Source organism: Streptomyces sp. NPDC051315 (genome assembly GCF_044455165.1).
In the GTDB taxonomy this organism is placed as follows: domain Bacteria; phylum Actinomycetota; class Actinomycetes; order Streptomycetales; family Streptomycetaceae; genus Streptomyces.
This window is the reverse complement of the sequence record NZ_JBITEN010000029.1, coordinates 19,065-37,426: the sequence shown is the minus strand read 5'-3', so window position 1 is coordinate 37,426 and position 18,362 is coordinate 19,065. Positions and strand designations below refer to the sequence as shown.

Here is an 18,362-nt window from a genome sequence, read left to right as displayed (position 1 = left end):
CGGCCGTGACACACGGCACGCGCCGGTCACCCGGGGTCGTGGAGGCGTCGGGGCGGGCCATCGGGCCGCGCCGCACGCAGGATCAGCCGTCCCCGTCGACGAGAGCCGACTCGACCGTGTCGTGCACGGTGAAGACGGCGTCCGCGCCGGTGATCTCGAAGACCCGCGCCACCACGGGCTGCATGCCCGCCAGGTGCACGCCGCCCCCGGCCGCCTCTGCCTTCAGACGGGCGCCGAGCAGGACGTTGAGCCCCGTGGAGTCGCAGAACTCCAGCCGGGAGCAGTCGACGACCAGTCGGCTCAGCCCCTTGGCGAGGCAGTCGTCCAGTGGCTCACGCAACAAATCGGCGGTGTGGTGATCGAGCTCACCCGCCGGGGTCACGACGGCACTGGAGCCCTCTTCCCGCACCTCCACCAGAAGCCGGCCAGACTGTGCGCTGCCGACCGTCCCGCGGTCCATGCCGTGTCTCTCCCGAGGTCGTGACTGCTTGCTGACGCCCTCGAACACTACGCCTTCGATACGCGCTCCAACAGCCGAACAATCACGCACAAACGGACATAACTCAACAAATCGCACTTGCGATCGGTCAAGTAAAGCGGGTAGGGCTAGAGGAACACGTACCCGACACGGCCGGCTTTGGAGGCGCCGCACACCGTAGTGCACGCACTGGCTTCGGCAGCCATATGCCGAGAACGATGGAGGACATCATGTCATCCCGGCTCGACGCACCGCATACCCCCAGGGCGACGTCGACACCCCTTCCGGACCAACCGAACACCCTTCCGGGCTCTGTGGCTCTTCTCACACAGGGCGGCGATCCGAGCGACGGCACCGCCGACCTGCTCGCCGGACTCCCGGAGATCCCCCCGTACGACGAGGTCGGACCCGTCGACGCGCGGGCTTTGTCGAAGACTCTCTTCGAGCGGCTGGAGTCGCTGGAGGAAGGGACGTACGAGTACTCGTACGTCCGCAACACCCTCGTGGAACTGAACCTCGCGCTGGTCAAGTTCGCCGCCTCCCGCTTCCGCTCCCGCAGCGAGCCCATGGAGGACATCATCCAGGTCGGGACGATCGGCCTGATCAAGGCGATCGACCGCTTCGAGCTCAGCCGGGGTGTGGAGTTCCCCACCTTCGCGATGCCAACCATCGTGGGCGAGATCAAGCGCTTCTTCCGCGACACCTCGTGGTCGGTGCGCGTCCCGCGCCGGCTCCAGGAGCTGCGGCTCGACCTGGCCAAGGCCGGGGACGAACTGGCCCAGAAGCTCGACCGCTCCCCCACTGTGGCCGAGCTGGCGGAACGTCTCGGCATCTCCAACGACGAGGTCGTCGAGGGCATGGCCGCCTCGAACGCGTACACCGCCTCCTCGCTGGACGCCCAGCCCGAGGAGGACGACGCCGAGGGCGCCCTCGCGGACCGCATCGGCTACGAGGACCACGGGCTCGAGGGCATCGAGTACGTCGAGTCCTTGAAGCCGCTGATCGCCGAGCTGCCGCCCCGGGACCGGAAGATCCTCTCCCTGCGGTTCGTCGCCGGCATGACCCAGTCGGAGATCGGCGAGGAACTCGGCATCTCCCAGATGCACGTATCCCGCCTGCTCTCCCGGACCCTGGTGCGCCTGCGCAAGGGGCTGACGCTGGAGGAGTGAGCCACACTCCGGCCGAAGACCAGTGCGGTCCGCGCCCGGATGAGCACCACCATGTGCTCCTCCGGGCGCGCACGCGCGTAAGGGCGGTGGCGGAGGTGGAGGTGGAGGTTCTGCCTCCGGTGACGATCCGGGCCCGAGGCGCCGGCCCCGGCGCGGCCCCGTCCAGGGCGCTGCCGCCGGGACGACCGGGGCCCGAGGCGCCGCCCCCTGCGGCCGGCCCCGGCCCACGAGACGGCGACGGGGGCGACCCGGAGCGACCCAAGGCACCACACGACCCAGGGCGCCCCAAGGCGCCGCACCCCGGGGCCGGCCCCGACCCAGGACCCGCCCGGCAGCACCCCCGTGGCCGGCCCGAGACCCCGACTCACCGGCCGTGCGCCCCCGGGGCGCACGGCGCCACTCCCGCGCCCGCTCAGACCACGCGGGCGCCCCGGCGCCACACCTGGGACACCAGGGGCACGCCCGGGCGGTAGGCCAGGTGGACGTGGCTCGGGGCGTCCAGAAGGGTCAGGTCGGCGTACGCGCCGGGCGTGAGGCGGCCGATGTCGGTGCGGCGCAGGGCCGCCGCGCCGCCCGCCGTGGCCGACCAGACGGCCTCGTCGGGGGTCATGCGCATGTCCCGCACGGCGAGCGCGACGCAGAACGGCACCGACGAGGTGAACGACGAGCCCGGGTTGCAGTCCGTGGACAGGGCGACGGTGACGCCGGCGTCGAGCAGGCGGCGGGCGTCCGGCCACTCGGCGCGGGTGGAGAACTCGGCCCCGGGGAGCAGCGTGGCGACCGTACGGCTGTGGGCGAGGGCGTCCACGTCGGCGTCGGTGAGGTGGGTGCAGTGGTCGGCGCTGGCGGCGTCGAGCTCGACCGCCAGTTGGACGCCGGGGCCGTAGGAGAGCTGGTTGGCGTGGATGCGGGGGTGGAGGCCCCTGGCCCTGCCCGCGGTGAGGATCGCGCGGGCCTGGTCGCCGTCGAAGGCGCCCTTCTCGCAGAAGACGTCGATCCAGCGGGCGTACGGGGCGCAGGCGTCGAGCATCTCGCCGGTGACCAGGGCGACGTAGGCGGCCGGGTCGTCGGCGTGGTCGGGGGAGACGATGTGGGCGCCGAGGTAGGTGACCTCGTCGGTGTGGCGGGCGGCGAGACGCAGCGCGCGGGCCTCGTCGGCGACCGTCAGCCCGTAGCCGGACTTCGTCTCGAAGGTGGTGGTGCCCTGGCGGAGGGCCTCGGCGAGGTAACGGGTGAGGTTCGCCTCCAGTTCCTCGTCGGTGGCGGCGCGGGTGGCGGCGACGGTGGTGCGGATGCCGCCCGCCGTGTACCCGCGGCCCGACATGCGGGCGTTGAACTCTTCCGTCCGGTCGCCCGCGAAGACGAGGTGGGAGTGGGAGTCGACGAAGCCCGGCAGGACCGCCCGGCCGCCGGCGTCGACCCGGTTGTCAGTGGCGGGTGCTTTGCTTGATTCACCGGTCCACGCGACGCGGTCGCCGTCGATGACGACGGCCGCGTCCCGGACCAGGCCGAGGGGGGAGCCGTCACCGAGGGAGGGGTCGTTGGTGACCAGCGTGGCGATGTTGGTGATGACGGTGCTGCTCATCGTGTCCTCGTGGGTGCCGGGGCAGGTGGGGGTGGTTCCGGTGGTCAGGAGCGCAGGGCTGCCACGGCCCGCGCGAGGGCCTGCGGCACGTCGGGGACGAGCGTGTGGACGCCGTCGCGTACGACGTGCCGGCCCGCGACGACCGTGTGCCGTACGTCCGCTGCCGTCGCCGCGAATACGGCCGTCTCGGCGCCGAGCCGCGGCAGCGGGCCCGCTGTCCTGACCGAGTCCAGCGCGATGGTCGTGAAGTCGGCGGCCGCGCCGGTCTCCAGGGTCCCCGTGTCGTCGCGGCCGAGGGCCGCGTGGCCGTCGGCGGAGGCGGCCCGCAGCAGGGCGGCGGCCGTCCAGTGGCCGCGGGTGCGGGTGCGCAGCCGCTCGTTCAGCTCCATCGCGCGGGCCTCTTCGAACAGGTCGATCACGGCGTGGCTGTCGGAGCCGAGGGAGAGCGGTGAGCCGGCCTGCTGGAGGGCGACCGCCGGGCCGATGCCGTCGGCCAGGTCGCGTTCCGTCGTCGGGCACATGCAGGTGCCGGTGCCGGAGCGGCCGAGGAGGGCGACGTCCTCGTCGGTGAGGTGCGTGTTGTGGACGCCGGTGGTCCGCCGGCCGAGGACACCGTGTTCGGCGAGGAGCCGGGTGGGTGTGCACCCGTGGGCCTCGCGGCAGGCGTCGTTCTCGGCGGTCTGCTCGGACAGGTGAACGTGCAGCGGTGCCCCGCGCTCCTCGGCCCACCGCGCCACGGTCGCCAGTTGGCCGGCGGGCACGGCCCGGACGGAGTGGATAGCCGCCCCGATCCGTGCGTGGTCCCGTTCCTTGAGAAGTGAACAGCGTTCGGCCCAGGCGTCCGCGCTGCCGTCGGAGAAGCGGAGCTGGTGGGCGTTGGGCGGCTGTCCGAAGCCGGAGGACAGGTAGGCGGTGTCGAGGAGGGTGATGCGGATGCCGGCGTCGGCGGCGGCCTCGATGAGGGCCTCGCCCATCGCGTTCGGGTCGGCGTAGGGGGTGCCGTCGGGGGTGTGGTGCACGTAGTGGAACTCGCCGACGGCCGTGACGCCGGCCAGCGCCATCTCGGCGTACACCGCGCGCGCGAGGGCGTGGTAGGTGTCGGGCGTGAGGCGGTCGGCGACCCCGTACATGATCTCGCGCCAGGTCCAGAAGGTGCCGGAGCCGACCTGGACGGTGGAGCGCAGGGCGCGGTGGAAGGCGTGACTGTGGGCGTTCGCCAGGCCGGGGAGGGTGAGACCGCGCAGCACCTCCGCGCCGGGCGGCGGGGCGGGCGTGTCCGTGCGGACGCCGGTGATCCGGCCGTCCGTGGTCTCCAGGACGACGCCCGGCTCGACACGGGTGCCGAGCCAGGCGTGCTCCAGCCAGTACGTCCGTGTCCGCTGCGTGGGGGTCACGTGCAGGCCAGCCCTTCCAGTACGTCGGCGAGCGCGCGCACCCCGGCCACGCAGTCGTCCTCGGCCGCGGCCTCGGCCGGGGAGTGCGAGACGCCCGTGGGGTTGCGCACGAACAGCATGGCGGTCGGGACGGTCCCGGAGAGGATCCCGGCGTCGTGTCCGGCGCCGGTGCCCAGGACCGGGACCTTGAGGTCGGTCTCCTGGCCCAGGATGCGGGCGAGTTCGTCGCGCAGGGCGTGGTCGAACTCGACGACGGGCGTGAAGGACTCGCGGACGACGTCGAGGTCGACGCCGTGGGCCGCGGCGTACTCGCGGGCCGCCTGCTCGACGCCGTCGACGACCTGGTCGAGGCTGTCCTGGTCGGCGGCGCGGGAGTCGAGCCAGCCGCGCACCAGGGAGGGGATGGCGTTGACGCCGTTCGGCTCGACGGAGATCTTGCCGAAGGTGGCGACGGCGCCCGCGAGCCGCGCCTCGCGCCGGGCGGCGAGCACGGTCTGCGCGTACGGCAGCATGGGGTCGCGCCGGTCCGCCAGCCGGGTGGTGCCGGCGTGGTTGGCCTCGCCGTGGAAGTCGAACCGCCAGCGCCCGTGCGGCCAGATGGCGCTGGCGATGCCCACCTGGTCGCCGCTGAGGTCGAGGGCCCGGCCCTGCTCGACGTGCAGTTCGACGAAGGCGCCGATCCGGGCCAGCCGCTCGGGGTCCGCTCCGATGGCGTCGGGGTCGTGGCCGGCGGCCTCCATGGCCCGCGGGAGCGTGACGCCGTCGCCGTCGGTGAGCCGGTGGGCCTGTTCGGCGGTGAGCTGTCCGGCGGTGAGCCGGGAGCCCACGCAGGCGAGGCCGAAGCGGGCGCCTTCCTCGTCGCCGAAGTTGACGACGGCGAGGGGCTTGGCGAAGGCCGTGCGCCGGGCGCGCAGTTCGTCGAGCGCGGCGAAGGCGGAGACGACTCCCAGGGGCCCGTCGAAGGCGCCGCCGTCGGGCACGGAGTCCAGGTGCGATCCGGTGACGACGGCGTCCCCGGCGGTGGGGTCACCGAGCCAGGCCCACTGGTTGCCGTTGCGGTCGACCTCGTAGGCCAGCCCGCGGGCCCGGGCCTGCTCGTGGAACCAGGCCCGGCAGTCGGCGTCGGCAGCGGTCCAGGCGTAGCGGCGGTAGCCGCCGGAGGCGGGGTGGCGGCCGATGGGGCGCAGGTCGCGCCACATCTCCTGGAAGGAGGCGGGAGGCGAGGCCGGCCGGCCGGCCTCGCTGCGGACCTGGCTCACGCGTCGTCACCCTCGCGCATGGGCACCCGTACGCCCCGCTCGTCGGCCACCGACTCGGCGAGGTCGTATCCGGCGTCGACGTGCCGGATGACGCCCATGCCGGGGTCGTTGGTCAGCACCCTGCGGATCTTCTCGCCGCCCAGCCGGGTGCCGTCGGCCACCGTGACCTGCCCGGCGTGGATCGAGCGCCCCATGCCGACGCCGCCGCCGTGGTGGAGGGAGACCCAGGACGCGCCCGAGGCGACGTTGACCATGGCGTTCAGCAGCGGCCAGTCGGCGATCGCGTCGGAGCCGTCGAGCATGGCCTCGGTCTCGCGGTAGGGGGAGGCGACGGAGCCGCAGTCGAGGTGGTCGCGTCCGATGGCCAGCGGGGCGGCCAGCTCACCGCTCGCGACCATGTCGTTGAACCGCTCGCCGGCCTTGTCGCGCTCGCCGTAGCCGAGCCAGCAGATACGGGCGGGCAGGCCCTGGAAGTGGACCCGCTCCCCCGCCAGCTTGATCCAGCGGGCCAGGGACTCGTTCTCCGGGAAGAGGTCGAGGATCGCCTTGTCGGTCTTGGCGATGTCGGCGGCCTCGCCGGACAGGGCCGCCCAGCGGAAGGGGCCCTTGCCCTCGCAGAACAGGGGGCGGATGTAGGCGGGGACGAAGCCGGGGAAGGCGAACGCCCGGTCGTATCCGGCCAGCTGGGCCTCGCCGCGGATGGAGTTGCCGTAGTCGAAGACCTCGGCGCCGGCGTCCTGGAAGCCGACCATCGCCTCGACGTGCCGGGCCATGGACTCACGGGCGCGGGTGGTGAAGCCCGCCGGGTCCTTGGCCGCGTAGGACGCCATGTCGTCGAAGTCCACACCGCTGGGCAGGTAGGACAGCGGGTCGTGGGCCGAGGTCTGGTCGGTGACGATGTCGATGGGCGCGCCCATGGCGAGCAGCTGCGGGACGAGGTCGGCGGCGTTGCCGAGGACGCCGATGGACAGCGGCCGGCGGGCGTCCCGGGCCTCGACGGCCAGGTGCAGGGCGTGGTCGAGCGAGTCGGCCCTCACGTCGAGGTAGCGGTGCTCGATGCGGCGGTCGATGGCGCGCGGGTCGCAGTCGACGCAGATCGCCACGCCGTCGTTCATGGTGACGGCGAGGGGCTGGGCGCCGCCCATGCCGCCGAGGCCGGCGGTGAGGGTGATCGTGCCGGCGAGGGTGCCGCCGAACTTCTTCGCGGCGACGGCGGCGAAGGTCTCGTAGGTGCCCTGGAGGATGCCCTGGGTGCCGATGTAGATCCAGGAGCCGGCGGTCATCTGGCCGTACATGGTCAGCCCGAGCTGTTCCAGTCGGCGGAACTCCTCCCAGTTGGCCCAGTCGCCGACGAGGTTGGAGTTGGCGATCAGGACGCGCGGGGCCCACTCGTGGGTCTGCATGACACCGACGGGGCGGCCGGACTGGACGAGCATCGTCTCGTCCTGCTTCAGCGTCCGCAGGGTGCGCACCATCGCGTCGAAGGAGCGCCAGTCACGCGCCGCCTTGCCCGTGCCGCCGTAGACGACGAGCTTGTCGGGGTGCTCGGCGACCTCGGGGTCGAGGTTGTTCTGCAGCATCCGCAGGGCGGCTTCCTGCTGCCATCCCAGGGCGCTCAGTTCCGTACCACGCGGCGCTCGTACGGGGCGGGGTCCTGACATGGTCTGCCTCCTCGCGGCTGGGATGGTCCCGGCGGATGTTGCTGTGGTTATTCACATCCTGACTTCTTGAATACATCTAGTCAACCAGGCCGAGGGAAGAGCGCACGCGGCCGCTCACACCACCCCGCGCACGCCTGCACGCGCTTGACCTGCATCCATGGGCACGGTGTTGAACAGGCGGGGAAAGAGGGACAGTTGACCCACATTAGTCAGCCCGGCGCATGTTCCGCCGGAAAATGCCAGAACCCTCACCCCTCGCGCATACGTTGCGTAGCGTCTCCCTCACTCAGCCGAACCGCAGGCGGGAGGGGAGCCACGGTGCCCGGAATCGACGAGTGCCTACTGGAGGCCATGAGGCTGCCCGGGGCCCGGGGAGCCGCGCTGGTCGACTGGACCAGCGGACTGGCCCTGGGCGCGGTCGGGGAGTTCCCGGGCGGCGATCACGAGACCGCGGCCGCCGAAGCCGCGGAGGTCGCGCGGCTCACGGCGGAGCAGCGGGCGTTCACCCCCGCCGACGGTGGCGGGGCGGAGGCCGCCGACCCCCCGGTCGAGGACCTGATCATCAGCAACCGGGACAGCTACCACGTCCTGCGGTTCGTGCCGACGTCCTTCGACAGCAGCGTGTTCCTGCACGTGTGGCTGGCCCGGCCGGACGGCAATCTCGCACTGGCCCGGATACGGCTGGGCGAGATGGCCGGACGGCTGGTGCTCGGATGACCGTCGTGGAGACGACCCCGCCGCCCCGGCTGCCGGTGCGGGACACGGCGGCGGCCCGGGACCGCGCGGGCGGCGGGCTGTCGCCGATGCTGACGCGGCTCGCCGCCGAACGGGCCACCGGTGTCCTGGAGCGCGAGTGCGGCGCGCTCTACCTCGCCGAGGGCCGGGTGGTGCACGCCGAGAGTCCCCTCGCCCCCGGCCTCGACGTGCTCCTGTCGGCCCACGGCACGCTCGACGCCGCCGCCTGGTGGGAGGCGGTGGAGCGGGCCGACGAGGAGCACGGCGCCGCCCGGCTGCTGCTCGACTCGGGCCGCATCGGGCGGGGCGCGCTGGAGGTGTGCCACCTGGGGGCGCTGTACGACGCCGCGTACTTCGCCCTCGCCCCCAGCAGCACACCGGGCCGGTTCCGGTACGGCACCGGGCACTGGTTCGGGGCGCTGCGGCCGGTCCCGGTCGACGCCCTGGAGCGGGAGACGCTGCGCCGCCGCGAGCTGCTGCACCGTCTGTGGCCGGATCCGCTGCCGGACTCCGCGCCGCTCCTGCGGGCCGAGCCGGTGGCCGCGCCGGGGCTCTCCGCCCGGCAGCGCGCGGTGCTGACGCTGGTGGACGGGGTGCGCACCGCGTCGGACATCGCCCGGGCGCTGGGCCGGCAGGCCTTCGCCACGCTGGTGGACGTCCGCCGGCTGGCGGCCGCCGGTCTGCTGACCCCACGGTTCCCGCCGCCCGTCCCGCAGCCCCCGCAGCACCTGGCCCTGCCCCCGGTCAACGACCCCGACATCACCTTGCTGAAGAGGCTCAGGGATGCGCTGGAGGCCCTTTGAACGGCAGCGACCGCGTGCCGAGAGGAGAGCGCTGATGGCGGCCGAGCCGGAGATACACGCCGAGCTGCGGCGGCTGCGGGCGCGGGTGCCCCAGCTGACCGGGGCGCTCGCGGCGGGCGTGGACGGGCTCGTCCTCGCCCACGACACTCCGGGCGTGGAACCGGAGGGCGTGTCCGCGCTCACCGCCACCGCCCTCGCCGTCGCGGTACGGATGGCGGACACGACCGGCCAGGGCGACGTCCGGGAACTGCTCGTACGCGGTGTGTACGGCTACGTCGCGACGTACGCGGCCGGAAAGGGCGCCGTGCTGACCGTGCTCGCGCAGGACCGCGTCAACGTCGGCCGGCTGAACCTGGAGAGCCGCCGGGCGGGCGCCCGCATCGGGGAGCTCGTGGACGCCGCGGCGACACCGGCGGCAGGCCCGACCGGACCCGCCGCGAGAGCCCCGTCGAGGGACCCGGCGAAGACCCCCACCACCGCGGGCACGCCCGGTACGCCCGGCTCGACGGCCACGCCCGGCACCACCACCGCCGCAGCACCTTCCGGCAGCGCGCGCGGCCCCCGCGCCACGACTTCCACCGCCCGCACGACCACCACCAGCACCACCACCGAGAGTTAGAGGAAACGAGGAACCCGTCATGGCCAACACCGAAACCGCACTCAAGGAAGCGCTCGCCTCCATCGAGGGCGCCACCGGCGTCGCGCTCGTCGACTACACCAGCGGCATGGCGCTGGGCACGATGGGCGGCAGCAAGAGTTTCGACCTGAACGTCGCCGCCGCCGGCAACACCGACGTGGTGCGCGCCAAGATGCGCACCATGGAGCACCTCGGGCTGAAGGCGCAGATCGAGGACATCCTGATCACGCTGTCCGACCAGTACCACCTGATCCGTCTGATCAGCGGCCGCGGTGGCAACGGGCTCTTCCTCTACCTGGTCCTGGACGCCAAGCGGGCCAACCTGGCGATGGCCCGCCACCAGCTGAGGAGGATCGAGGAGGACCTGGAGGTCTGAGCCGCGGGGCCCGCCCCCAGGCCCGGTCTTCCCACGCCGGTCCTCCAGGTCGGGAGGCCCGGCGGCCCGGTCTCCCAAGTCGGGACAACCACCGGCCCGGTCCCCCGACCCCAGGACCGCCCTACACGAGTGCCGCGGTGCGGCGGCGCGCCCCGCCCGGGGCCGCGTCGCCCGCCGCGATCCCCGTACTGCGGTACGCCTTGACCGCCTTGCCGGCCGGGCGGCCGCCGTTCCCGGCGAGCCAGTCGACCCGCACCCACAGCAGCGCGTCCTCGGCCCGCTCCAGCCGCCCCAGCCAGGCCGCCTTCAGCCGCAGCCCCGTACCGCACCCGGCGAGCAGCATGCCGCCCGCCGCGGGCACGGCGAAGGCGCTGCCCAGCGCCGCGGCGAAGGCCAGCAGCAGCCACCAGCGGTGACCACGGCGCCAGACGCGCACGGTCACCCCGCGGTCCTGGAGCACGTCGTGCCGGCCCGCCCGGGACGCCGCCCGCGCGAGGGCGGTGTACCGCTTGCGGCGCGACAGCGCCACCACCGCCACCGCCACGACGAACAGCGCGGCGCCCGCCATCACCCCGATCCGCCGGCCCGTCACGCCCGGGACCAGTACGCCGATGCCCGCCGCGAACACCCCGGCCCACCACAGCGGCGCCGCCCCGGCCCGTACGACGACGGCCACCCGAGCCAGACCTTGTACTCTGCGATCTCCGCGTGCCACGCTCCGCCTCCTCGTCGCCTCGACAACACACCGAAATCTCTGGTCGAGCAGATTAGCGAGCGAACGTGAGATCAATCTGAGAACCGGCTCACTCGACGAACAGCCCCCGTGCCGCCGCCTTCGTGTCGAACTCCTCCAACCGCGCCTGGGCGTCGGGCAGGTCGTCGCACATCGCCTCCAGCAGCACCCGTCCGAGCAGCATCGGCGCACACGCCGTGTCGAAGGCGAGCCCGGTGCCGACGGCGGCCGGCAGCAGCAGATCGGACACCTTGGCGACCGGCGCGAACGCCGAGTCGGCGACCGTCACCACGGTCAGCCCGGCCTCCTTGGCGTAGGAGAGGGCGTCGACGACCTCGCGGGGGTGGCGGGGCAGAGCGAAGCACAACAGGGCGGAGGCGCCGGCGCGCACGGCCGCGTCGACCCGGTCGGGCAGCGTCGAACCGCCCTCGTGCAGCAGCCGGACGTCCGGGTGCACCTTGGCGGCGAAGTACGCGAAGCCGTACGCCTGGGAGGCGGCGGCCCGCAGACCGAGCACGGGCAGCGGCCGCGAGGCCGCCAGCAGCCGGCCCGCCCGCTGCACGGGCCGCGGGTCGGAGAGCAGTTCCGCCAGGTGCCTCAGGTTCTCGATCTCGGCCTCGACGGCCTGCTGGTACTCGTTGTACGAGGCCGATTCCGCCGTCTGCTCGGCGGGCGCGACCTCACGCAGGTGCCTGCGCAGGGCCGGGTAGCCGTCGAAGCCGAGGGCGACGGCGAACCGGGTGACGGAGGGCTGACTGACGCCGGCCAGTTCGGCGAGCTCGACGCTGGAGAGGAACGGCACGTCGGCGGCGCGCCGCACCATGCTGTGCGCGATGCGCCGCTGGGTGGGCGTCAGCCGGTGTCCCTCGAAGAGTGCCTGGAGCCGTGTGGCGGGACTGTCCGCCACACCGGCCTCCGTGTCCCTGTCCACGCCCATGCCTCGCTCCCCCATGCCTCGCTCCCCCTCCACCCGTACCTATTCAGCCAGCAAGAACTCTGCATGACGCTATACACCGAGGCAAGCCGTCCGGGCCTCCCACGACCCGCATCGCACCCCCCGCGTCCCGCCCCTCCGCTGCCCCCGCTGCCTCCCGTCCCCTCCCCCCGTCGCGGTCGGCGACCCCCGGGCCAAGACGGGGGCTAACCCCAGTGCCACCGCCACGGCCGGTCCCTACGGTGGACGGCATGACGGGATGGGAGACCACCATGGACGCGCGCGACTCCGAACTGAAGAAGGAACTCAACGCCACCCTGCAAGCGCGCAGGGAACTGGGTGAGGAGTACGAGCCCGCCCTGGTGGACTCGTTCCTGGAGAAGGTCGACCAGCGCATCGACGGCGCGGTGGAGCGCCGGGTGCGCCGGCAGTTCGCGGAGCAGCAGATGGTGGCGGCCCGCGACGGCCGCTCGTCCGGGGCGACGGACTCCTGGGGCGAGCGCTTCGGCTTCGGCATCGTCTCGCTGGTGCTGGCGGTCCCCCTGTCCGCGATCGGCGCCGGAACCGCTCACCTGCCGGGCCTGCTCGCGTCCTGGGCGGGCATCGTCGGCGTCAACGTGGTCCAGGCCGCCCGCACCAACCCGGGCCTGTTCGTCGGCCGGCGCCGCAAGTCCTCGCGGGACGGCGACTGGGAGGACTGACCGGCCGTCAGCCGTCCCCGAAGCCGCGGAACGTGCCGGTGGCGTCGGCGCAGTCGGCGAAGTCCTCGAAGTCCATGTTGGCGATGGACAGGTTCGCGGAGACGTCCGGGAACCAGGCGGGCGGCACCCGGAAGGTCCGGCCGGGCTCGTCCCAGAGGTCGAGGGCCAGCAGCGGGTGTCGCGGATCGGCCAGGGCGGTGGCGTCGGCGAGGAACAGGTAGGTGAGTTGCTCGTCCTCGGCGGCCGCGTTGTCCTCGGCCATCAACGCCGGGATGCTCACGTCGGCGAACCGCGGGTCGCTGACGAAGGTGGCGTGGTCCTCGTCGAGGGCGGCGCGCAGCGCGTCCCACGCGGCGTCGTCCGTGAAGTCGGTGCGCAGGACGAGCGAGGTCAGGTCGCGGGGCTGGGGCAGTGCCATGCCCGGATGCTCTCAGAGACTGTGCGCGGGGACCGCCGCACCCCCGTTACCGGGGGGCGGGACGACGGCGGTCCCCGCGAGGGACGCGGGCCGGGTCAGGCCGGGCTTGCGCGTCCATGGCGCCTGTGGAGGTCCGGGAGCCGCTCCGGAGGTCCGTGACGCCGTTTCGGTGCCGGCCCGGGCGGGGAGCCGCTCCCGCCCTGCCGACACCCACCAATGTGCCGGACCAGTGTTAAGCGTGTGCTGCGCGGACGTGACGCGCTCGTACCACTTCCGCGAAGTCCACCACTTCGGTGGGCAAACGGAAGTTCACCGCCGGCGGGCCCGGTTCACCGCAGGTTTCCCGGAGGTTCGGCTCCCGGACCCCGGAAGCTACTTCCCGCCCTTGGCCAGGAAGGCCAGCAGGTCCTGGCGGCTGACGACACCGGTGGGCTTGCCCTCGACGAGGACGATCGCCGCGTCCGCCGCGCCCAGCACGGACATCAGGTCGCCGACCGGCTCGCCGGAGCCGACCTGCGGAAGCGGGGCGGACATGTGCTTCTCCAGCGGGTCCTCCAGCGAGGCCTTCTTGCTGAACAGGGCGTCGAGCAGTTCGCGTTCGACGACCGAGCCGACGACCTCGGCGGCCATGACGTCCGGGTGACCGGCGCCCGGCTTGACGACCGGCATCTGCGAGACGCCGTACTCGCGCAGCACCTCGATGGCCTGGCCGACGGTCTCGTCGGGGTGCATGTGGACCAGGGACGGCATGGAGCCGGCCGCCTTGTCGTTGAGGACGTCGGCGACGCGGGCGCTGGGGCCCTCGTCCTCCAGGAAGCCGTAGTCGGCCATCCACTCGTCGTTGAAGATCTTCGAGAGGTAGCCGCGCCCGCTGTCGGGCAGCAGCACGACCACGACGTCGTCCGGGCCGAGCCGCTCGGCGACCCGCAGCGCGGCGACGACGGCCATCCCGCACGAGCCGCCCACCAGCAGCCCCTCCTCCTTGGCCAGGCGGCGGGTCATCTGGAAGGAGTCCTTGTCGGAGACCGGCACGATCTCGTCGGCGATGGTCCGGTCGTAGGCGGTCGGCCAGAAGTCCTCACCGACGCCCTCGACGAGGTACGGCCGTCCCGAGCCGCCCGAGTAGACGGAGCCCTCGGGGTCGGCGCCGATGACCTTCACCGCGCCGTCGCTGGCGTCCTTGAGGTAGCGGCCGGTGCCGGAGATGGTGCCGCCGGTGCCGACGCCCGCCACGAAGTGGGTGATCTTCCCCTCCGTCTGCTCCCACAGCTCGGGGCCGGTGGAGTGGTAGTGGGAGAGCGGGTTGTTGGGGTTGGAGTACTGGTCGGGCTTCCACGCCCCCGGGGTCTCGCGCACCAGCCGGTCGGAGACGTTGTAGTAGGAGTCCGGGTGCTCCGGGTCCACGGCGGTCGGGCAGACGACGACCTCGGCGCCGTACGCCCGCAGTACGTTGATCTTGTCGGTGCTCACCTTGTCGGGGCACACGAAGATGCACTTGTACCCCTTCTGCTGCGCCACGATGGCGAGCCCCACACCGGTGTTGCCGCTGGTGGGCTCGACGATGGTGCCGCCCGGCTTGAGCTCACCGCTCTGCTCGGCCGTCTCGATCATGCGCAGGGCGATGCGGTCCTTCACCGAGCCGCCCGGGTTGAAGTACTCCACCTTGGCCAGGACGGTCGCCCGGATGCCCTTGGTCACGCTGTTGAGCTTCACCAGCGGGGTGTTGCCGACGAGGCTGATCATCGAGTCGTGGAATTGCACCGTTGTCTCCGGTTGCTTGCAAAAACTGTGGTCGTAGTGGTCCCGCCAGCCTAAGGCCCGGTCATGGCGTTCACTCACAGTCGAGATTGGCGGACGGTCCGTACGGGGCAAGGAGTGGGTGTACGGACACGAGGAGGTGGCGTCGAGGCATGACGAGCATGTCCAGGGCAAGAGTGGCCCGGCGCATCGCGGCCGGCGCGGCCTACGGCGGCGGCGGGATCGGACTGGCCGGGGCGGCGGTCGTCGGACTGCTGCTGGCGGAGGCGCAGCTGGCGCGACGCCATGTCAACGGCAACGGCGCCCAGCCGCGCGTGCCCCAAGCCGACGGCCTCTACGGCCGAGCCTACGCCGCCCCCGGAATCGAGGCCCTGCGGCTGACACTGCTCGGTGACTCCACCGCGGCGGGCCAGGGCGTCCGCCGGGCGGGACAGACGCCGGGCGCGCTGCTGGCCTCCGGTCTGGCGGCGGTGGCGGAGCGCCCGGTGAAGCTGCGGAACGTGGCGCTGCCCGGCGCGCGGTCCGACGACCTCGACCGGCAGGTCGCGCTGGTCCTCGGCAACGCCGACCGGGTGCCCGACGTCTGCGTGATCATGATCGGCGCGAACGACGTCACCCACCGCATGCCCCCCACCCGCTCGGTGCGCCACCTCTCGGCAGCGGTACGGCGGCTGCGCACGGCCGGCGCGGAGGTGATCGTCGGCACCTGTCCCGACCTGGGCACCATCGAACCGGTCGGCCAGCCGCTGCGGTGGCTGGCCCGCCGCGCCTCCCGCCAGCTGGCGGCCGCCCAGACGATCGGCGTCGTCGCACAGGGCGGCCGCACGGTGTCGCTGGGCGATCTGCTGGGCCCCGAGTTCGAGGCGAACCCGCGCGAGCTGTTCGGCCCCGACCACTACCACCCCTCGGCGGAGGGGTACGCGACGGCGGCGATGGCGGTCCTGCCGACGGTCTGCGCGGCCCTGGGTCTGTGGCCGGCCGAGGAGGAGCGTCCGGACGCCTTCCGCCGCGAGGGTTTCCTGCCCGTGGCCCAGGCGGCGGCGGAGGCCGCCTCCGAGGCGGGCACGGAGGTCACGGCGGCCATGCCCACGGGGCCGCGCGGCCCGTGGGCCCTGCTCAAGAGGAGGCGGCGGCGCCGGGTGCCGGAGCCGGAGACGACGCCCACCAGCGCGTCCGGCGTCTGAGGGCGGGCCCGGCCCGGGCCGCATCCGGCACAGCAGCCAAGCAAGCGCTTAGAAAGTGCGGTCAGGGTCACACCGCGAGGACCGTGACCCTGACCATACGTACAGGTAACTTCCCAACCAGCCATGCCCCTCATGTCTGGAGCCGTGATGCCCGAAGCCGTCATCGTCTCGACCGCCCGCTCCCCCATCGGCCGCGCCGGCAAGGGCTCCCTCAAGGACCTGCGCCCGGACGACCTGACCGCCACGATCATCCAGGCGGCCCTCGCCAAGGTCCCCGAGCTGGACCCGAAGGACATCGACGACCTGATGCTCGGCTGCGGCCTCCCGGGCGGCGAGCAGGGCCACAACCTCGGCCGGATCGTCGCCGTACAGATGGGCATGGACCACCTGCCCGGCTGCACGGTCACCCGCTACTGTTCCTCGTCCCTGCAGACCAGCCGCATGGCCCTGCACGCCATCAAGGCCGGCGAGGGCGACGTCTTCATCTCGGCCGGCGTCGAGATGGTCTCCCGCTACGCCAACGGCACCTCCGACATGCCCGGCACGCACAACCCGCTGTTCGCGGAGGCCGAGGCCCGCACCGCGGCCGTCGCGCAGCAGGAGGGCACCACCTGGCACGACCCGCGCGAGGACGGTCTCGTCCCGGACGCCTACATCGCGATGGGCCAGACCGCCGAGAACCTCGCCCGCTGGAAGGGCGTCACCCGGCAGGAGATGGACGAGTTCGGCGTCCGCTCCCAGAACCTCGCCGAGGAAGCCCTCAAGAACGGCTTCTGGGAGCGCGAGATCACCCCGGTGACCCTGCCCGACGGCACGGTCGTCAGCAAGGACGACGGCCCGCGCGCCGGCGTCACCCTGGAGGGCGTCCAGGGCCTGAAGCCGGTGTTCCGCCCCGACGGCCTGGTCACCGCCGCCAACTGCTGCCCGCTGAACGACGGCGCCGCCGCGGTCGTCATCATGAGCGACACCAAGGCCCGCGAGCTCGGCCTCACCCCGCTCGCCCGGATCGTGTCGACCGGCGTCTCCGGCCTCTCCCCCGAGATCATGGGCCTCGGCCCGGTCGAGGCGAGCAAGCAGGCCCTCCAGCGGGCCGGCCTCACCATCGACGACATCGACCTGGTCGAGATCAACGAGGCGTTCGCCGCCCAGGTGATCCCCTCCTACCGTGAGCTGGGCATCGACCTCGACCGGCTGAACGTCAACGGCGGCGCCATCGCCGTCGGCCACCCCTTCGGCATGACCGGCGCCCGGATCACCGGCACGCTGATCAACTCCCTCCAGTTCCACGACAAGCAGTTCGGCCTGGAGACGATGTGCGTCGGTGGCGGGCAGGGCATGGCGATGGTCATCGAGCGCCTCAGCTGAGCCGCCCGGCAGCCGTCGCGCGGACCTCTCGGTAGCCGCCGCGGCACCCACCGTGAGCCGATGGCCCGGAGTTCGGGAACCCCCTGGACTCCGGGCCGTTCTGTGATCCAATCTCCCCCAGGATGTGACCTATCTCCCTCACGGTGGGGATTCACCAGCTCAGAGCCGTTCCACCACAAACCCCAGGCTCAAAGTCCTGTCCGTTTCGTGACGTTACGCACTGACAGCTGGATAGTCCGCCCTTCAAGCTGATGTAGGAAGTCGGGGGTCGACTTTGAACCGGGAGTACGTCAGTGAGCGCCATGCCGATCGCCTTGCTGGTCACCACGGCCGCCACGGGCGCCGTGGGTGTCGCCGTCCTGCGCACCCTTGTGCAGCTGCGCCGTCAGGTCGCGGCGCTGCGCGCCGAGCTGGTCGATAACCACGGCCTCGGGACGCACGGCCTCGTGCCGGCCGCCCGCGGCGCGTCGGACGCCGACGAGATACGCGCCGCGGTGGCCGAGGCGCTCGCCGAGGAGCGGGAGCGGGAACTGGCGGAGGCGCGCGCGTTCTGGGCCGCGCAGGAGTCCCGCGACGTCTCCGACGCACCCTCCCTGCTGGGTCTGCCGGACAGCGAGCTGTTCCTGCCCCACCAGGCGGACTTCGCGGGTCTGGAGCCGCTGGAGCCGGTGAGCGAGTCGAGCGCGGACACCGACGAGTTCGCCGGGGAGTCCCCCGAGCTGGCCGCGGCCCGCCGCCGCCACCCCTCCCACCCGGACTTCGTCCCGGTCCAGTCGCCGGTCGGCAACGACCACGAACGCACGGTGGCCGCCCTCGAGGACCTCGCCGCCTCCCGCACCGAACTGACGGACGTCCGCCCGGGCCCGCTCGGCACCCTCGACGTCTACGTCTTCGCCGACGGCACCACCCTGTGCATGACCCCCGGCCACCGCGAGACGGCCGAACGCCTGGCCACCGCCCTCACGGCCGGCGAGACCCCGTACCTGCTGGGCGGCTCGGGCATCTCGGGCGCGTACACCCTGACGTTCGCCTGCGGCGAGGAGAACGTCTACATCCTGGCGGACCGGGTCATAGCGAGCCTCTAGGGCTCAGCCCGCCAGGACAGCGAGCCTGTGCGGCTCAGCCCGAGGACGGCGAACCACTGCGGCTCACCTCCTCCAGGGCCCAGCCAC

General features: G+C 72.8%; 18 protein-coding genes. 9 read left to right on the top strand and 9 right to left on the bottom strand.

Annotation, left to right across the window (positions count from 1 at the left end; translation table 11 throughout):
• Positions 1-82: 82 nt before the first annotated feature.
• On the bottom strand, positions 83-460 hold the full coding sequence (locus ACIBBD_RS36585; RefSeq protein WP_399424048.1) for an STAS domain-containing protein: 378 nt from the start codon (positions 458-460) through the stop codon (positions 83-85).
• A gap of 236 nt (positions 461-696) precedes the next feature.
• Between ACIBBD_RS36585 and ACIBBD_RS36580 the strand changes: the two genes are divergently transcribed.
• Positions 697-1,647, top strand: a complete 951-nt coding sequence (locus ACIBBD_RS36580) for an RNA polymerase sigma factor SigF (RefSeq protein ID WP_399424046.1) — start codon at positions 697-699, stop codon at positions 1,645-1,647.
• A 412-nt stretch (positions 1,648-2,059) separates the two neighbouring features.
• Here the strand turns inward: ACIBBD_RS36580 and hutI are convergent, their stop codons facing one another.
• Genes hutI through hutU form a run of 4 tightly spaced genes read right to left on the bottom strand, consistent with a single transcriptional unit; the run spans position 2,060 to position 7,546 of the window.
• Positions 2,060-3,232 carry an imidazolonepropionase gene (hutI, locus tag ACIBBD_RS36575; protein ID WP_399424044.1) on the bottom strand — a complete coding sequence of 391 codons (1,173 nt, stop codon included), beginning with the start codon at positions 3,230-3,232 and terminating at the stop codon, positions 2,060-2,062.
• A gap of 44 nt (positions 3,233-3,276) precedes the next feature.
• Positions 3,277-4,626 carry a formimidoylglutamate deiminase gene (locus tag ACIBBD_RS36570; RefSeq protein WP_399424042.1) on the bottom strand — a complete coding sequence of 450 codons (1,350 nt, stop codon included), beginning with the start codon at positions 4,624-4,626 and terminating at the stop codon, positions 3,277-3,279.
• Positions 4,623-5,825, bottom strand: a complete 1,203-nt coding sequence (locus ACIBBD_RS36565; RefSeq protein ID WP_399424133.1) for an allantoate amidohydrolase — start codon at positions 5,823-5,825, stop codon at positions 4,623-4,625. The genes ACIBBD_RS36570 and ACIBBD_RS36565 overlap by 4 nt, the downstream gene beginning before the upstream one ends.
• 56 nt (positions 5,826-5,881) lie before the next feature.
• Positions 5,882-7,546 carry a urocanate hydratase gene (gene hutU / locus ACIBBD_RS36560; RefSeq protein ID WP_399424040.1) on the bottom strand — a complete coding sequence of 555 codons (1,665 nt, stop codon included), beginning with the start codon at positions 7,544-7,546 and terminating at the stop codon, positions 5,882-5,884.
• Positions 7,547-7,864: 318 nt separating this feature from the next.
• On the opposite strand from hutU, the gene ACIBBD_RS36555 reads away from it, so the two are divergent.
• The 4 genes from ACIBBD_RS36555 to ACIBBD_RS36540 are packed head-to-tail and all read left to right on the top strand — an operon-like array spanning position 7,865 to position 10,097.
• Positions 7,865-8,263: a hypothetical protein gene (locus tag ACIBBD_RS36555; protein ID WP_399424038.1), complete on the top strand. Its 399-nt coding sequence runs from the start codon at positions 7,865-7,867 to the stop codon at positions 8,261-8,263.
• The gene (locus ACIBBD_RS36550) at positions 8,260-9,084 is read left to right on the top strand and encodes a transcriptional regulator (RefSeq protein ID WP_399424036.1); all 825 of its coding nucleotides are present in this window, start codon (positions 8,260-8,262) and stop codon (positions 9,082-9,084) included. The genes ACIBBD_RS36555 and ACIBBD_RS36550 overlap by 4 nt, the downstream gene beginning before the upstream one ends.
• Positions 9,085-9,118: 34 nt before the next feature.
• Positions 9,119-9,703 carry a roadblock/LC7 domain-containing protein gene (locus ACIBBD_RS36545; protein WP_399424034.1) on the top strand — a complete coding sequence of 195 codons (585 nt, stop codon included), beginning with the start codon at positions 9,119-9,121 and terminating at the stop codon, positions 9,701-9,703.
• A gap of 19 nt (positions 9,704-9,722) precedes the next feature.
• The gene (locus ACIBBD_RS36540; RefSeq protein ID WP_399424032.1) at positions 9,723-10,097 is read left to right on the top strand and encodes a hypothetical protein; all 375 of its coding nucleotides are present in this window, start codon (positions 9,723-9,725) and stop codon (positions 10,095-10,097) included.
• Between the two features lie 121 nt (positions 10,098-10,218).
• Here the strand turns inward: ACIBBD_RS36540 and ACIBBD_RS36535 are convergent, their stop codons facing one another.
• Together ACIBBD_RS36535 and ACIBBD_RS36530 are read right to left on the bottom strand one after the other, a co-directional pair.
• Positions 10,219-10,812, bottom strand: coding sequence for a hypothetical protein (locus tag ACIBBD_RS36535; protein WP_399424030.1), 594 nt, complete (start codon positions 10,810-10,812; stop codon positions 10,219-10,221).
• Positions 10,813-10,900: 88 nt separating this feature from the next.
• Positions 10,901-11,767, bottom strand: a complete 867-nt coding sequence (locus ACIBBD_RS36530; RefSeq protein ID WP_399424131.1) for a MurR/RpiR family transcriptional regulator — start codon at positions 11,765-11,767, stop codon at positions 10,901-10,903.
• A gap of 269 nt (positions 11,768-12,036) precedes the next feature.
• Here ACIBBD_RS36530 and ACIBBD_RS36525 point away from each other — a divergent pair, with 269 nt between their 5' ends.
• Positions 12,037-12,465: a hypothetical protein gene (locus tag ACIBBD_RS36525; protein ID WP_399424129.1), complete on the top strand. Its 429-nt coding sequence runs from the start codon at positions 12,037-12,039 to the stop codon at positions 12,463-12,465.
• Between the two features lie 7 nt (positions 12,466-12,472).
• Here the strand turns inward: ACIBBD_RS36525 and ACIBBD_RS36520 are convergent, their stop codons facing one another.
• Positions 12,473-12,883 (bottom strand): DUF6924 domain-containing protein, encoded by a 411-nt coding sequence (locus ACIBBD_RS36520; protein WP_399424029.1) that lies wholly within the window; start codon positions 12,881-12,883, stop codon positions 12,473-12,475.
• A 372-nt stretch (positions 12,884-13,255) separates the two neighbouring features.
• Positions 13,256-14,644 (bottom strand): cystathionine beta-synthase, encoded by a 1,389-nt coding sequence (locus tag ACIBBD_RS36515; RefSeq protein ID WP_399424027.1) that lies wholly within the window; start codon positions 14,642-14,644, stop codon positions 13,256-13,258.
• Between the two features lie 149 nt (positions 14,645-14,793).
• Between ACIBBD_RS36515 and ACIBBD_RS36510 the strand changes: the two genes are divergently transcribed.
• From ACIBBD_RS36510 to ACIBBD_RS36500, 3 genes are all read left to right on the top strand, one after another.
• A complete protein-coding gene (locus ACIBBD_RS36510) occupies positions 14,794-15,825 on the top strand; it encodes an SGNH/GDSL hydrolase family protein (protein ID WP_399424025.1) in 1,032 nt (343 codons plus the stop codon).
• A gap of 147 nt (positions 15,826-15,972) precedes the next feature.
• On the top strand, positions 15,973-17,190 hold the full coding sequence (locus ACIBBD_RS36505; RefSeq protein WP_399424023.1) for an acetyl-CoA C-acetyltransferase: 1,218 nt from the start codon (positions 15,973-15,975) through the stop codon (positions 17,188-17,190).
• Positions 17,191-17,492: 302 nt separating this feature from the next.
• Positions 17,493-18,275, top strand: coding sequence for a hypothetical protein (locus ACIBBD_RS36500; protein ID WP_399424021.1), 783 nt, complete (start codon positions 17,493-17,495; stop codon positions 18,273-18,275).
• Positions 18,276-18,362: the final 87 nt, after the last annotated feature.

What these genes read in the sequence shown, in the direction of transcription:
- ACIBBD_RS36585 (WP_399424048.1), bottom strand. Translation starts at nt 460, where the DNA reads ATGGACCGCGGGACGGTCGGCAGCGCACAGTCTGGCCGGCTTCTGGTG.
- ACIBBD_RS36580 (WP_399424046.1), top strand. Translation starts at nt 697, where the DNA reads ATGGAGGACATCATGTCATCCCGGCTCGACGCACCGCATACCCCCAGG.
- hutI (WP_399424044.1), bottom strand. Translation starts at nt 3,232, where the DNA reads ATGAGCAGCACCGTCATCACCAACATCGCCACGCTGGTCACCAACGAC.
- ACIBBD_RS36565 (WP_399424133.1), bottom strand. Translation starts at nt 5,825, where the DNA reads ATGTGGCGCGACCTGCGCCCCATCGGCCGCCACCCCGCCTCCGGCGGC.
- hutU (WP_399424040.1), bottom strand. Translation starts at nt 7,546, where the DNA reads ATGTCAGGACCCCGCCCCGTACGAGCGCCGCGTGGTACGGAACTGAGC.
- ACIBBD_RS36550 (WP_399424036.1), top strand. Translation starts at nt 8,260, where the DNA reads ATGACCGTCGTGGAGACGACCCCGCCGCCCCGGCTGCCGGTGCGGGAC.
- ACIBBD_RS36545 (WP_399424034.1), top strand. Translation starts at nt 9,119, where the DNA reads ATGGCGGCCGAGCCGGAGATACACGCCGAGCTGCGGCGGCTGCGGGCG.
- ACIBBD_RS36540 (WP_399424032.1), top strand. Translation starts at nt 9,723, where the DNA reads ATGGCCAACACCGAAACCGCACTCAAGGAAGCGCTCGCCTCCATCGAG.
- ACIBBD_RS36530 (WP_399424131.1), bottom strand. Translation starts at nt 11,767, where the DNA reads ATGGGCGTGGACAGGGACACGGAGGCCGGTGTGGCGGACAGTCCCGCC.
- ACIBBD_RS36525 (WP_399424129.1), top strand. Translation starts at nt 12,037, where the DNA reads ATGGACGCGCGCGACTCCGAACTGAAGAAGGAACTCAACGCCACCCTG.
- ACIBBD_RS36520 (WP_399424029.1), bottom strand. Translation starts at nt 12,883, where the DNA reads ATGGCACTGCCCCAGCCCCGCGACCTGACCTCGCTCGTCCTGCGCACC.
- ACIBBD_RS36510 (WP_399424025.1), top strand. Translation starts at nt 14,794, where the DNA reads ATGACGAGCATGTCCAGGGCAAGAGTGGCCCGGCGCATCGCGGCCGGC.
- ACIBBD_RS36505 (WP_399424023.1), top strand. Translation starts at nt 15,973, where the DNA reads ATGCCCGAAGCCGTCATCGTCTCGACCGCCCGCTCCCCCATCGGCCGC.
- ACIBBD_RS36500 (WP_399424021.1), top strand. Translation starts at nt 17,493, where the DNA reads ATGCCGATCGCCTTGCTGGTCACCACGGCCGCCACGGGCGCCGTGGGT.